The sequence below is a fragment of the Sphingomonas sp. Root710 genome (assembly GCF_001429065.1).
Lineage (GTDB): Bacteria > Pseudomonadota > Alphaproteobacteria > Sphingomonadales > Sphingomonadaceae > Rhizorhabdus.
The window spans coordinates 109,436-122,724 of record NZ_LMIB01000018.1 but is presented as its reverse complement, the minus strand read 5'-3'; the positions used below and the strand labels follow the sequence as shown (position 1 = coordinate 122,724).

18 protein-coding genes are annotated in these 13,289 nt (G+C 66.1%); 9 read left to right on the top strand and 9 right to left on the bottom strand.

Translation table 11 applies throughout. From position 1 onward, the window contains the following. Positions 1-17: 17 nt before the first annotated feature. Entirely contained in the window at positions 18-1,364 is a 1,347-nt protein-coding gene (gor, locus tag ASE00_RS21260) for a glutathione-disulfide reductase (protein ID WP_056383739.1), read from the top strand. Between the two features lie 31 nt (positions 1,365-1,395). On the opposite strand, the gene hisF is transcribed toward gor, so the two are convergent. The 4 genes from hisF to hisB are packed head-to-tail and all read right to left on the bottom strand — an operon-like array spanning position 1,396 to position 4,089. Beyond that, a complete protein-coding gene (hisF, locus tag ASE00_RS21255) occupies positions 1,396-2,157 on the bottom strand; it encodes an imidazole glycerol phosphate synthase subunit HisF (RefSeq protein ID WP_056383738.1) in 762 nt (253 codons plus the stop codon). Continuing rightward, positions 2,154-2,885 (bottom strand): 1-(5-phosphoribosyl)-5-[(5-phosphoribosylamino)methylideneamino]imidazole-4-carboxamide isomerase, encoded by a 732-nt coding sequence (gene hisA / locus ASE00_RS21250; protein ID WP_056383737.1) that lies wholly within the window; start codon positions 2,883-2,885, stop codon positions 2,154-2,156. The genes hisF and hisA overlap by 4 nt, the downstream gene beginning before the upstream one ends. Then, positions 2,886-3,500, bottom strand: coding sequence for an imidazole glycerol phosphate synthase subunit HisH (hisH, locus tag ASE00_RS21245; RefSeq protein WP_056383736.1), 615 nt, complete (start codon positions 3,498-3,500; stop codon positions 2,886-2,888). It abuts the gene before it with no gap. Then, complete coding sequence (hisB, locus tag ASE00_RS21240) at positions 3,493-4,089, bottom strand: imidazoleglycerol-phosphate dehydratase HisB (protein ID WP_056383735.1); 597 nt, start codon at positions 4,087-4,089, stop codon at positions 3,493-3,495. The genes hisH and hisB overlap by 8 nt, the downstream gene beginning before the upstream one ends. A gap of 121 nt (positions 4,090-4,210) precedes the next feature. On the opposite strand from hisB, the gene ASE00_RS21235 reads away from it, so the two are divergent. The 5 genes from ASE00_RS21235 (at position 4,211) to ASE00_RS21215 (ending at position 7,965) form a co-directional block, all read left to right on the top strand. Further along, entirely contained in the window at positions 4,211-4,705 is a 495-nt protein-coding gene (locus tag ASE00_RS21235) for an SspB family protein (protein ID WP_056383734.1), read from the top strand. Between the two features lie 172 nt (positions 4,706-4,877). After that, positions 4,878-6,269 (top strand): class II fumarate hydratase, encoded by a 1,392-nt coding sequence (gene fumC / locus ASE00_RS21230; protein ID WP_056383733.1) that lies wholly within the window; start codon positions 4,878-4,880, stop codon positions 6,267-6,269. Between the two features lie 58 nt (positions 6,270-6,327). Further along, complete coding sequence (locus ASE00_RS21225) at positions 6,328-6,561, top strand: hypothetical protein (protein ID WP_056383732.1); 234 nt, start codon at positions 6,328-6,330, stop codon at positions 6,559-6,561. Between the two features lie 85 nt (positions 6,562-6,646). Next, positions 6,647-7,288 (top strand): guanylate kinase, encoded by a 642-nt coding sequence (gene gmk / locus ASE00_RS21220; protein WP_056383731.1) that lies wholly within the window; start codon positions 6,647-6,649, stop codon positions 7,286-7,288. Positions 7,289-7,401: 113 nt separating this feature from the next. Then, positions 7,402-7,965 (top strand): hypothetical protein, encoded by a 564-nt coding sequence (locus ASE00_RS21215; protein WP_056383730.1) that lies wholly within the window; start codon positions 7,402-7,404, stop codon positions 7,963-7,965. 115 nt (positions 7,966-8,080) lie between these two features. Here ASE00_RS21215 and ASE00_RS21210 read toward each other — a convergent pair whose 3' ends face one another. The 5 genes from ASE00_RS21210 to ASE00_RS21190 form a co-directional block, all read right to left on the bottom strand. Then, a complete protein-coding gene (locus tag ASE00_RS21210) occupies positions 8,081-8,773 on the bottom strand; it encodes an ATP12 family chaperone protein (protein WP_056383729.1) in 693 nt (230 codons plus the stop codon). Between the two features lie 135 nt (positions 8,774-8,908). Beyond that, entirely contained in the window at positions 8,909-9,580 is a 672-nt protein-coding gene (locus ASE00_RS21205) for an HAD-IA family hydrolase (RefSeq protein ID WP_056383728.1), read from the bottom strand. Next, positions 9,577-10,713 carry an RluA family pseudouridine synthase gene (locus ASE00_RS21200; RefSeq protein WP_056383727.1) on the bottom strand — a complete coding sequence of 379 codons (1,137 nt, stop codon included), beginning with the start codon at positions 10,711-10,713 and terminating at the stop codon, positions 9,577-9,579. Before ASE00_RS21200 ends, ASE00_RS21205 begins: the two co-directional genes overlap by 4 nt. After that, positions 10,710-11,087, bottom strand: coding sequence for a fluoride efflux transporter CrcB (gene crcB / locus ASE00_RS21195; RefSeq protein ID WP_056383726.1), 378 nt, complete (start codon positions 11,085-11,087; stop codon positions 10,710-10,712). Before crcB ends, ASE00_RS21200 begins: the two co-directional genes overlap by 4 nt. A 50-nt stretch (positions 11,088-11,137) precedes the next feature. Beyond that, positions 11,138-11,677 carry a hypothetical protein gene (locus tag ASE00_RS21190; RefSeq protein WP_056383725.1) on the bottom strand — a complete coding sequence of 180 codons (540 nt, stop codon included), beginning with the start codon at positions 11,675-11,677 and terminating at the stop codon, positions 11,138-11,140. Between the two features lie 87 nt (positions 11,678-11,764). Here ASE00_RS21190 and ASE00_RS21185 point away from each other — a divergent pair, with 87 nt between their 5' ends. From ASE00_RS21185 to ASE00_RS21175, 3 genes are all read left to right on the top strand, one after another. After that, on the top strand, positions 11,765-11,986 hold the full coding sequence (locus tag ASE00_RS21185) for a hypothetical protein (RefSeq protein ID WP_056383724.1): 222 nt from the start codon (positions 11,765-11,767) through the stop codon (positions 11,984-11,986). Next, positions 11,983-12,405, top strand: coding sequence for a cupin domain-containing protein (locus ASE00_RS21180; RefSeq protein ID WP_056383723.1), 423 nt, complete (start codon positions 11,983-11,985; stop codon positions 12,403-12,405). Before ASE00_RS21185 ends, ASE00_RS21180 begins: the two co-directional genes overlap by 4 nt. A 102-nt stretch (positions 12,406-12,507) precedes the next feature. Then, positions 12,508-13,194, top strand: coding sequence for a Crp/Fnr family transcriptional regulator (locus ASE00_RS21175; RefSeq protein WP_056383722.1), 687 nt, complete (start codon positions 12,508-12,510; stop codon positions 13,192-13,194). The last annotated feature ends 95 nt before the right edge of the window (positions 13,195-13,289 follow it).

The window sequence follows — 13,289 nt, the reverse complement described above, 5'->3', positions numbered from 1 at the left end:
GGAAGGAATGGGCGTCGATGGCCGAGTATGATTTTGACCTGTTCGTGATCGGTGCGGGATCGGGCGGGGTGCGCGCGGCGCGGGTGGCGGCGGCCTATGGCGCGAAGGTTGCGGTGGCGGAGGAGCATCGCATCGGCGGGACCTGCGTGATTCGCGGCTGCGTGCCCAAGAAGATGCTCGTCTACGGCTCCCACTTCGCCGAGGATCTGCACGATGCGGCGCGCTATGGCTGGGAACTGGGCGACATCAAGTTCGACTGGAAGGTGCTGCGTGACAACGTCAATGCCGACGTCGACCGGCTCGAAGGGCTCTACACCAACACCCTCGACAATAATAAGGTCGAGATATTCCGCGAGCGCGCGACCGTATCCGGTGCGAACGAGATTACCTTGGCCAGCGGCCGCAAGGTCACGGCGAAGTTCATCCTGATCGCAACCGGCGCCTGGCCGGTGGTGCCGAAGGTGCCCGGCGCCGAGCTCGGCATCACGTCGAACGAGGTTTTCTATCTCGACGATCTGCCCAAGCGGGTCGTGATCGCGGGCGCGGGCTATATCGCCAACGAATTCGCGGGCATCTTCCACGCGTTCGGCAGCAAGGTGACCGTGGTCAACCGCTCGGACCAGATCCTGCGCGGCTATGACGAGCAGATCCGCGATCGGCTGTTTCAGATCTCGACCCAGAAGGGCATCGAGTTCGTCTTCAACGCCGCCTTCGAGAAGATCGAAAAACAGGACGACGGTTCGCTCTGCGTCCATTTCGAAGGCCATGAGAAAGTCGACGCCGATCTGCTGCTTTACGCGATCGGCCGTTCGCCGAAGATCGAAGGCCTGGGCCTCGACCATGCCGGGGTCGAGATCGACGAGAAGGGCGCGATCGTCGTCGACGAGGACAACCGCACCAATGTCCCGTCGATCTATGCGGTCGGCGACGTCACCAACCGGGTGCAACTCACCCCGGTCGCGATCCGCGAGGGGCAGGCTTTCGCCGACACGGTTTTCGGCAACAAGCCGCATCGCGTCGACTATGCCAATATCCCTAGCGCAGTGTTCAGCAATCCGCCGATGGCGGGCGTCGGCCTGACCGAGAAGCAGGCGCGCGAGCAGTTCGGCGCGCCGAAGATCTTCACGTCGGACTTCCGCCCGATGCGCAACGTGCTCGCGGGGAAGGCGGAGCGTTCGCTGTACAAGCTGATCGTCCACCCCGACAGCGATGTCGTTCTCGGCATCCACATGATCAGCCCCGATGCCCCCGAAATCCTCCAGGCCGCGGCGATCGCGGTGAAGGCGGGGCTCACCAAGGCGCAGTTCGACGACACCGTCGCGCTGCATCCGTCGATGGCCGAAGAACTGGTGCTGATGAAGTGACCTTCTAATTCCTCCCCGGGACGGGAAGGATTTAAGAGCGGACCGGCAGCCCCGCTGCCCTGAGCGCGGCATGAGCTTCCGCGACGCTGTGCTGGCCGAAGTGGAAGATCGACGCGGCGAGCACCGCGCTGGCGCCGCCGATGGTCACGCCTTCGACGAGATGCTGGAGATTGCCGACCCCACCGCTGGCGATCACCGGAACGGACACCGCGTCGGACACCGCCCGCGTCAGCGCCAGGTCATAGCCCTTGCGGGTGCCGTCGCCGTCCATCGAGGTGAGCAGTATCTCGCCCGCGCCCAGCGAGGCGAGGCGCTTGGCATGTTCGACCGCGTCGATCCCGGTCGGCGTGCGGCCGCCATGGGTGAAGATTTCCCATTTGCCTGGGCCGACATTGCGGGCATCGACCGCGCCGACCACGCATTGCGCGCCGAAGCGCTCGGCCATCTCGGCGCAGAGTTCGGGCCGCGCCACCGCGGCCGAATTGACCGCGACCTTGTCCGCGCCCGCCAGCAGCAGCGCGCGGGCGTCGTCGGCAGTGCGGACCCCGCCGCCGACGGTCAGCGGCATGAAGCAGACCGATGCGGTGCGCGCGACCACGTCGAGGATCGTGCCGCGCCCTTCATGGCTGGCGGTGATGTCGAGGAAGCACAGCTCGTCCGCGCCTGCCGCGTCATAGACCTTGGCCTGTTCGACCGGATCGCCGGCATCGGCGAGGTCGACGAAGTTGACGCCCTTCACCACGCGGCCGCCCGCGACGTCGAGGCAGGGAATGACGCGGACGCGGACGGTCATCCGCGCGCAACCTTCAATGCTTCGGCCAGATCGAGCCGACCGTCATAAAGCGCGCGACCGCTGATCACGCCCTCGATACCGTCCTCGGCATGGGGCACGAGCGCATGGATGTCGGCAATGCTCGCGACGCCGCCGCTCGCGATCACCGGGATGCTGGCATGGCGGGCGAGCGCCACCGTCGCCTCGACATTGCAGCCCTTGAGCAGACCGTCGCGGCCGACATCGGTGAACAGCAGCGATGCTACTCCGGCATCGGCGAAGCGGTCGGCCAGTTCGTTGATACTGACGTCCGAGACGTCAGCCCAGCCATCGGTAGCGACATAGCCGTCGCGCGCGTCGACACCGACGACGATCTTGCCCGGCAGCGCCTTCGCCGCTGCCTTGACCAGTTCGGGGTCCTTGAGCGCGGCGGTGCCGATGATCACCCGCTCGACGCCAAGGTCCAGCCAGCGGTCGATACCGGCGCGGTCGCGGATGCCGCCGCCCAGTTCGACCTTGCCAGGAAAGGCCTTGATGATCGCTTCCACCGCGTCGGCGTTGACCGCCTTGCCCGCAAAGGCACCGTCGAGGTCGACGACGTGCAGCCATTCGGCCCCCGCCTCGGCGAAGCGGCGCGCCTGTTCGGCGGGGTCGTCGCCATAGACGGTGGCGCGATCCATGTCGCCCTCGGCGAGGCGGACGACCTGGCCGCCCTTCAGGTCGATGGCGGGGAAGACAATGATGCTCATTCAGGGTTTCCAGGCGAGGAAGCGGGCGAGGAACGCAAGGCCATAGGCCTGGCTCTTCTCGGGATGGAATTGCGCGCCGACGATATTGCCGCGGCCGACTGCGGCGGTTATCGGGCCGCCATGGTCGGTGGTCGCCAGCCGGTCGGCGGGATCGGCGATGTCGAAGACATAGCTGTGCAGATAATAGGCTTCGCCCGGCACGATCAGCGAGTGATCGCGGGTGGGCACGACATCGTTCCAACCCATATGCGGAACCTTGTGGTCCGCGCCCGGCGTCATCAGCCGCACGTCGCCGCCGATCCAGCCGAGGCCGGGCGTACGGCCATGCTCGAGCCCTGCATCGGCGAGGAGTTGCATGCCGACGCATACGCCCAGGAAGGGCGCGCCGCGCGTCCGCACCGCTTCGTTCATCGCCTCGACCATGCCGTCGATCGCGGTCAGCCCGCCCATGCAGGCGGCGAAGGCGCCGACGCCGGGCAAGACGATGCGATCGGCGTGGGCGACCTGATCGGGATCGGCGGTCACGGTGGGGTTGGCCCCGGCTGCCTTCAGCGCATTTTCGACCGACCTCAGATTCCCCGCGCCATAATCGATGAGCGCGATCGACTCAGGCACCGCCGAGCGTTCCCTTCGTCGAGGGGATCGCGTCCGCCTTGCGCGGATCGATCTCGGTGGCGACGCGCAGCGCGCGGGCGAGACCCTTGAAGCAGCTCTCGACGATATGGTGCATGTTCGCGCCATAGAGATTCTCGACGTGCAGGGTGATCCCCGCCGCCTGCGCGAAGCTGTGGAACCAGTGCTCGATCAGCTCGGTGTCCCATTCGCCGAGCTTCGGCCCTGACAAGGCGACCTTCCACACCAGATAGGGACGGCCCGAAATGTCGAGCGCGACGCGGGTCAGCGTCTCGTCCATCGGCGCATAGGCATGGCCGTAGCGGGTGATGCCGCGCTTGTCGGCCAGCGCCTTCGCCAGCGCCTCGCCGATCGCGATTCCCGAATCCTCGGTGGTGTGGTGCTGGTCGATGTGCAGGTCGCCGTCTATCTTCACCTTCAGGTCGATCAGCGAATGGCGCGACAACTGCTCGAGCATATGGTCGAGGAATCCGATGCCGGTCGACACCGTATAAGCGCCGCTGCCGTCCAGATTCATCTCGACCGAAATGTCGGTCTCGCTCGTCTTGCGCGTGATCGATGCGGTCCGCATTGTCCCATCCCCGAAACAGTGTGGCAAATCCTCCACACCCGAACGGCGCCGCTATAGCGAGGTTGCGCCGCGCTGCAACGGACGACTTGACCAGAGGGGGGACTGCGTCCATCCCCACCGCATGAGCGATCAGACGCCCGACAGCCTGATTCCCTATGACGAGATCGTCCAGGAGGCGCTCCGCGCCGTGGTCGGCCGCGTGCTGGGGGAAGTCGAGAAGGCCGGGGGACTTCCCGGCGAGCATCATTTCTACATCACCTTCAAGACACAGGGTCAGGGGGTCGACATCCCCAAGCATCTGGTCGAGCGATTCCCCGACGAGATGACGATCGTCATCCAGAATCGCTTCTGGGACCTGAAGGTGAAGCCTGACGGATTCGAAGTCGGCCTTTCGTTCAACCAGGTTCCCGCCAAGCTGATCATCCCCTTCGCGGCGGTGACCGGCTTTGTCGATCCTGCGGTCAACTTCGCACTGCAGTTCCAGGCGCAAATCGACGACGATGGCGAAGACACCGGCCACAGCTCGGCCGGCAACGACGCCCCCGCGCCGGTCCCAGCAGCCCCGGTCGAGGACGGATCGAACGTCGTCTCGGTCGATTTCACGCGGAAGAAATAAGTTTCCGTTTCGGGCGGAACTCCACCCGCCACATGATCGTCCTTCTCTTGGTTCGGCCCCGTATCCGGTGGATTCCCGCCTTCGCGGGAATGACGGCTTGGGGTTGGAAGCCGCTCGCCCTATCTCTTGCTCTGTCAGCCGTCGCTGGCATGACGGATGAAAGGTGAAAGCCATGCCCGACACCCGCACCGAAACCGACAGCTTCGGCCCGATCGAGGTTCCCGCCGCCAGCTATTGGGGTGCGCAGACCCAGCGGTCGATCGAGAATTTCCCCTTCGGTCCCGAAGAGCGGATGCCGATCGGCATCGTTCACGCGCTGGCGCTGGTGAAGCAGGCGGCGGCGCAGGTGAATCGTGATCACGGCCTCGACGCGAAGCTCGCCGACGCGATCGAGGCCGCCGCCGCCGAGGTGGCCGCGGGCAAGCTCGACGATCACTTCCCGCTGGTCATCTGGCAGACCGGCTCGGGCACCCAGTCGAACATGAACGTCAACGAGGTGATTGCGGGCCGCGCCAACGAGATGCTGACCGGCCAGCGCGGCGGCAAGAGCCCGGTCCATCCGAACGACCATGTGAACATGGGCCAGTCGTCGAACGACAGCTTCCCGACCGCGCTGCACGTCGCCGCGGCGCTCGCGGTCCACCGGCGTCTCTATCCGGCGCTCGACGCGATGCTGGAGGAGTTGATCGCCAAGGCACAGGACTGGGACGATATCGTCAAGATCGGCCGCACCCATCTCCAGGATGCGACGCCGCTGACGCTGGGGCAGGAATTCTCGGGCTATGCCGCGCAGTTGATCGCCTGCCGCAAGCGGCTGGAGGGCGCGGTCAACGGCGGGATGATGAAGCTCGCCCAGGGCGGCACCGCGGTCGGCACCGGGCTTAACGCCGCCCCGGGCTTCGCCGAGGATGTCGCGGCGCGGATAGCGGCGCTGACCGGGCTCGACTTCATCACCGCGCCGAACAAGTTCGAGGCGCTGGCGAGCAACGATCCGCTCGTCCATCTCTCCGGCACGCTGTCGACGGTCGCAGTGGCGCTGACCAAGATTGCCAACGATATCCGTCTGCTCGGCTCGGGGCCGCGCTCGGGTCTTGGCGAACTGATCCTGCCCGAGAACGAGCCCGGCAGCTCGATCATGCCCGGCAAGGTCAACCCGACCCAGTGCGAGATGCTGACGATGGTCGCGGCGCAGGTGATCGGCAACCATCAGGCGGTGACGGTCGGCGGGCTGCAGGGCCATCTCGAACTCAACGTCTTCAAGCCGCTGATCGGCGCGGCGGTGCTGCGATCGATTGCATTGCTCAGCGTGGGCATGGCGAGCTTCACCCAGCGCGCGCTCAAGGGCATGGAGCCGGACCGGCAGCGTATCGCCGATCTGGTCGGCCGTTCGCTGATGCTCGTCACCGCGCTCGCGCCCGAGATCGGCTATGACAATGCAGCGAAGATCGCCAAGCACGCCCATCATGAGGGGCTGACCCTGAAGGAGGCTGGGCTTGCCCTCGGCCTGATCGACGAAGCGACTTTCGATCGGGTGGTGCGGCCCGAGACGATGGTCGGGCGCTGAGATCGGAACTTCCCGCGATCCCGCGCGCTTCCCGATTCCAGAACGGGAGACAGTGACGATGATCGGCAAACTCTTGGGCGCATTTATCGGACGCCGGATCGACCGCCGCGACGGCGAAGGCGGCATGAAGGGTGCGCTGATGGGCGCGGCTGCGGCCGGACTGATCCGGCGCGCGGGGCCGCTGGGCCTGCTCGCCGGCGGCGCCTGGGTCGCCAAGAAAGCGTTCGACAAGCGCAAGGCCGACCGCCGGCTGGCCGGCGCGCGGGCGGCGGATTACCCGCCGACGATCTGATCGGCCCGGATTTCGGCACGAAAGTATCGGGAAAGAGTGGCGATCGAACATTGACGCGGGCGGCCTGTCCGATGCAAGTGCCGCCATGGCCCATATCTCGCTCAAGCGCCGCGGCGTACTGTTCGTCCTGTCCTCGCCGTCCGGCGCGGGTAAATCCACAATTGCCCGCCGATTGCTCGCCTCCGACGATAACCTGCGCATGTCGGTGTCGGCGACGACTCGTCCGCCCCGGCCCGGCGAGGTCGACGGAGTCGATTATCATTTCGTCGATCTCGAGCAGTTCCGTGAGAAGGTATCGAACCACGAGTTTCTCGAATGGGCGCATGTCTTCAACCATCGCTATGGCAGCCCGAAGCAGCCGATCGACGAGATGCTCGACGCCGGTCTGGACGTGCTGTTCGACATCGACTGGCAAGGCGCGCAGCAGCTGTACCAGACCTGCGGAGGCGACGTTGTCCGTGTCTTCATTTTGCCGCCGTCGATGGAGGAACTGGAAGACCGGCTGCGCAAGCGTGCCACCGACACCGAAGAGGTGATCACCGGCCGGATGCAGCGCGCCGCCGCCGAGGTCAGCCATTGGGACGGCTATGACTATGTCCTGATCAACGACGATATCGAGCGCTGTTTCACCGACGTCCGCCATATCCTCGAGGCCGAGCGGTTGAAGCGCAGCCGTCAGACCGGCCTGATCGGCTTCATCCGCAAGCTGACGACCCCTGGGCATTGATACGGCGGGGAGGGGAGGCGCCCCGCTTCCCCCACATCCCACCGCACTATCGCTTGCACGCAATCCATTTCGGTCTAGCCTGCCCGTAACATTTGTTCCGGGAGGGGCCCGCATTGGCCAAGACATTGCTCGGGGGCGTCATCGCTGGCGTCGCGCTCTATCTGGTGGGCTTCTTCTTCTGGGGAACGCCGCTCAGCCAGCTCGCTTTCAAGAAGCTTCCCGATCCGCAGGTCGCGGCGGCGCATCAGGCGCTAGCGGAAACATTGTCGCCCACCGGCACTGGTGCCTATCTGATTCCCGCGCCCGACACGGCGAGCGGCTCGGTGCTCTATGGCAAGGGCCCGGTCGCGATGGTGCATTTCAACACGTCAGGCTTTCCGGCGATGGACTCGGGAGCGCTAGGCAGCGGCTTCCTGCTCGCGCTCGTCACCGGCCTGCTGTTGGCCATCGCGCTCGGCACGATCGCGACGCGGGTCACCGATTTCTTCAGCCGTGCCCGCATCGCCATCCTCTTCGCGCTGGCGATCACGCTCTACATCGAGATCGGGCAGCCGATCTTCAACCATTTCGGCTTCGGCTACTGGGTCTATCTGTTCGTCAGCGACTTCGTCGGGCTGAGCATCGCAGGCCTTATCATCGCGCGCTGGTTCCTGCCGAGAGGCGGTATCCAGAGCTAGGCTGACGGACGTCGAGTTGGTCGTCGGAGCCCGTCAGGGCTCCGCAAGCGCGAACGCGCGTCCGAGCTTATGCGAGGAGAGCCAAATGCGCGGATGCGCATGTCGGCGCTTGAGGCTAAACCAATAACGCCAAAAACCTCGCCGCTGCCCGGAAGTCCTCGGCCCTGTGCACGCGCGCCTGGGTCGCGAGCTCATCCTCGCCCCATTGCTCGACCTGCCACAGCTCGTCGAGATGCGCGGCGTCGAAGGCGGCGCGGCCATCGATCTCGCCCTCGGCGAGCGCGAGGGTGATCACCAGCGACCCAGAGATGGTGACGAGGGGCTGGAGCGCCGCAAGCTGGAAGGCGTTATAGCCGTGCACCGCCGCCGCGAGCCGGGCGACCGTCGCGGGCGGCTGGGGCTGGTGCATGATGCCATGGATCAGTTCGAATTCGACATCGTAGCGCTGCTGCGCCCAGTCGATCAGCGGATCCCAGCATTCGGCCTGGCGGCCGACCAGCTCGGCAGGGTGATCGGCGCGGTAGCAGACCAGATCGGTCTCGCCATAGGCGGCGAGCGCCTGCGCGAAGGCCTCTGGGTCGGGCGCGACCCGGTCGATCGCGGCGTTGGCAAGGCCGGTCAGCGGCATCGACCGGGGATTGATATCAATCTCCTGCGCGTCCCATTCGGCGGCGACCGACAGGCCGAGCGCCGAGGTGGGAAGGACCAGCTCGGCGCGCGCCGGTGTCTTCACCGCGCGCCCGTCGAGCCGGATCGCATGACCGCCCTCGACCTTTTCGGTGGTTACCGTCTTGTAGAAACGCTTCATCGGTAGATCTCAACTAACCGCTCATCCTGAGGAGCCACTGAGCTTGTCGAAGTGGCGTCTCGAAGGATCCTTCGAGACGGGTCTTCGCCTTCGCTCGGCCCCCTCCTCAGGATGAGCGGGTGGAAGGGTGGATTTTCACGCCCGCGCCTCGATCGCGAGGCGCAGGATATCTGGCAATTGGCCAGGATGATCCGCGACGAAATGTGCGCCTTCGTCGAACAGCTCCTCGGGCGCATGATAGCCCCAGGCAACCCCGACGGTGGTGCAACCGGCGTTGATGCCCATGCCGATGTCGAAGCTGGTGTCGCCGATCATCACGCTCGTCTCGGGCTGCGCTCCGGCATCGGCCATCGCTTCGATGATCATCGAGGGATGCGGCTTCGAAGGGTGACGGTCGGCGGTCTGAAGCGAGATGAACATCTTCTCCAACCCATGATATTCAAGGCAATGGGCGAGGCCGCGATCGGAATTGCCGGTCGCGACCGCGAGCAGCCATCCTTCGGCTTCCAGCGCGGCGAGCGTCTCGGCAATTCCCGGGAAAAGCGGCTCCTCGACCCGTCCCTCTGCGCGAAGCGCCCTGAAGATGGTCTTGTAGGTTTCGGCAAGCCGGACATGGAGGTCATGGGCCGCATGCGGGAGCAGCACATGCATCGCTTCGGTCAGGCTCAGGCCCACGACGCGCCGGACCGCCGCATCGGCAGGCGGCGGCAGCTTCTCGGCCGTGAAGGTTTCGGCCATGGCACGGCAGATATTGGCCTGGCTGTCGACCAGCGTGCCGTCGCAATCGAAAATGGCGAGGCGATTCACGGGCGGCTCCGGCCCCGGCGTTCGCCGCGCCGCGCCTTGCGCGCGTCCTTGGCCTTTGCGGCGATCGCCCGGCGCTTGCCCTCGGGGGTCTCGCCGAACTTGACCTCGTCGATCGGCAGCGCGTCGCCGCGCGCCTCCTCGAAGCCCAGGTTACGCAGCGTGTCGGCGAAATGCTCGGGCAGCTCGGCCTTCACGTCGATCGCGCCGCCATCGGGATGATCGACCTTCAGCCGCCGCGCATGAAGGTGCATCTTGCGGCTGATCGTGCCCGACAGGAAGGCCTCGGCCCCGCCATATTTGCCATCGCCGACGATCGGATGGCCGATCGCCGCCATATGGACGCGCAGCTGGTGGGTGCGGCCGGTATAGGGTTGCAGCTCGACCCAGCAGGCGCGATTCCCGGCGCGCTCGATCACCCGGTAGCGGGTGCGCGCGGGGCTGCCTTCCTTCTCGTCGACATACATCTTCTCGCCGCCGGTGCCCGGCTGCTTGCCGATCGGCAGTTCGACCATCCCGTCCTCGATCGAGGGGACGCCGGTGACGATCGCCCAATAGACCTTACGCGCGGTGCGGCTGCTGAACGCCTTGGCGAAATGCTGGGCGGCGCGCGAGGTGCGCGCGAGCAGCAATACGCCCGACGTGTCCTTGTCGAGCCGGTGGACGAGTTTGGGGCGGTTGTCCGCCTCGAACTGGATGCCGTCGAGCAGCCGGTCGACATGATGGTCGGTCTTGGTGCCGCCCTGGGTGGCGAGGCCCGGCGGCTTGTTGATCACGATCGCCTGGCGGTCGCGATGGATCACCAGGGCCTGGATCAGCTCGGCTTCCTCGGCCGACAGCGGTTCGCGCGGAGCGCGGGGCTTCGGGGCCTTGGCGGCGGTGGTGGCTGCCGCGGCCACCTCGGGCGGGGGCAGGCGGATGATCTGGCCCGCTTCGATCCGGTCGCCCGGGCCCACACGCTTGCCGTTCAGGCGCAGCTGTCCGGTGCGCGCCCAGCGCGAGACGATGTTGAAGCTGGTGTCGGGCATATGCCGCTTGAACCAGCGGTCGAGCCGGATGCCGTCATCGTCGTCGGCGACGGTGAACTGGCGCATTTCGGCCTGGGTGGCGGCGTTGTCCTTCGGCGTATCGCTCATGCGAGCCCCCGCGCGAGCAGCACGCCCAGGAACAGGAACATGATCGACCCCGCGACCGACGACACCGCATAGGCGCCCGCCATCATATAATCGCCCCGCGACAGCATGTTGAAACTCTCCAGGCTGAACGCCGAAAAGGTGGTGAAGCCGCCGAGCACGCCGACGCCTAGGAACAGGCGGAGCGGCTCGCCTTCGATCGGGGCCCTGGCGACGACGCCCGCGAGCACCCCCATCAGCAACCCGCCGAGCAGGTTGACGATCCAGGTGCCGAACGGGAAGCCGGGGCCGAGATTGCGCAGCGCGACCGTACCGATATGGTAGCGGAAGCCTGCGCCGATCGCGCCGCCGAGCATGACGAGGAAAAGCGGGGGCATGGCGGCCCTTTAGCCGCAAGGGCGGCCATGCGCCAGTGGCGGCGCTTCCGCTACTCCTTGCCGCCGCCGTCGCGGATCAGGATGCGGCCCTCGCTGCCCGCCTTGCCGGGGGTCATGCTGATCGTCATAGGGTCGCCGTCGGGGTTGATCGCGGTCAGCGTCGCGCCGCCCCCGGCATTGGCCACCTTGATCGCTGTGAAACCATTCTCGCGCGCCGCGGCGGCATAATAAGCGGCCAGCTTGGCGGGCGCGGCGGGGCTGGTGAAGCGCATGTCGACCAGACCGTTGTCCGGCCCCGCGCGGTCGGTGACGTTGATGCCGTGGAGGGTCGTGCCCGGATAGAGCTTGATCCCGTCGATATCCATGTTGTCGCCGCCCAGCTCGATGCCGGGGATGTTCATCTTGCCTTCGAAGCCGGGCACCTTGATCGACAGGCCTTCGCCACCCTCCTCGGTTGCGATGGCGACATTGCCGTCCTCGCCGACCTTTACCGAAGCGGCGTCCTTGTCGTCCTTGTCCTTGCCGATCTCGAACTCGCAACCCGCGAGCAGGATCAGCGGTATCGCAAGTATGGCCAAGGTCCTGCGCATCACCGGTCTCCCTTATAAATCCCAAAGTGTATTATATCTACAGTACAGCGGTTGCAATCCCGCGCAGCATGGTGGAAGCTGGTGCCCATGTTCAATCTCCTTTCCCTGATCATCGGCGGTTTCGCGCTGTGCGGTGCGATCCTCGCCTTCTTTCCCTTCCTCGGCTGGATGAACTGGGCGATCGTGCCGCTGGCGCTGATGGGGGCCGGCTTCGGCATATTGTCCAAGGCCGACAGCGGGCGGCGGCTCAACACCTTCGTGCTGGTCGTCGGCATCGTCCGGCTGATCATCGGCGGCGGCCTGTTTTGACGACGCCCGCTGCGCTGATCGATCGGCTTGGGCTGAAACCGCATCCCGAAGGCGGCTGGTATCGCGAGACATGGCGCGAGGGCACGGAAGGCCGGGGCCATGCCACCGCGATCTATTTCCTGCTGGAAGCGGGACAGCGGTCGCACTGGCACCGTGTCGATGCCGGCGAAATGTGGCTGTTCCATGCGGGAACGCCGCTCCGCATCGGCATTGCGGCGAACGAGGCAGGGCCGGTCGAGTGGATCGATGTTGGGCCCGACGTGCTGGCAGGCGCGCGGCCGCAGGCGCTGGTGCCGGCGGGATGGTGGCAGGCGGCCGAGGCGGCCGACGGCTGGGCGCTGGTGAGCTGCGTGGTGGCGCCGGGGTTCGATTTCGACGGCTTCACGCTCGCCCCGCCCGGTTGGAGCCCGGGACCGTAACGGCAGTGACACGGTCTCAAACCACGGATTGCTTGCAGAATCGCGGGTGAGTCGGCACCTTCTCCATGCCGGGCGAAGGGGATCGCCCATGGGGGAGCTCCAATGACACCCGAAGAGCTTGCCGCGCACCTGCCAAAGGGGAGCGTGTTCGCCGAATGCGACGCGGACCAGCTGGCCGATTTGCTGGCGGCCGGGACCCTGCAGACGACGCGGAGCAATGACGAGATCTTACGCCAGGGCGACGAGGGCACCTCGCTGGTGATCGTGCTCGACGGCGTCGTGCGCATTTCGATGGTCACCCCCAATGGCCGCGAGATCATCCTCGATTACGCCGAAGCCGGCGCGGTGCTCGGCGAGATCGCGGTGCTCGATGGCCAGCCGCGCACCGCTTCGGCGATCGCGATGTGGCCGGGGCGGGTTCTGCGCCTGTCGCGCACCGCCTTCGAAGGCTTCATCGAACGCCATCCCAAGGTCGCCATCCGGCTATTGCGCGAAATGGCGCGCCGCCTGCGTGAGACCGACAGCACGATCGAGAGCGACCGCGCCTTCACCACCGCGCCGCGCCTCGCCCGCTATCTCAAGCGGCTGACCGACCAGAAGGTCCACGGCACCCGCCTGACGCGCGATCTCAGCCAGTCCGAACTCGGCAGCTTCGTCGGCATCAGCCGCGAGAACATCAATCGCCAGCTCGCCGCCTGGGCGAGCGAAGGGGTGATCGAGCTGACCCAGGGCAAGATCCGGATCATCGATCCCGATTATCTGACGCAGATCGCAGAAGCGGCTGAATGAGGTTTCAGCTTCGCTGAAACGTGCGGTGCCGGCCCGCTCCCCCGCCCAACCTCCCGATATATTACGCTGGATCGGGAGGTTGGCGGGGGAGCGGG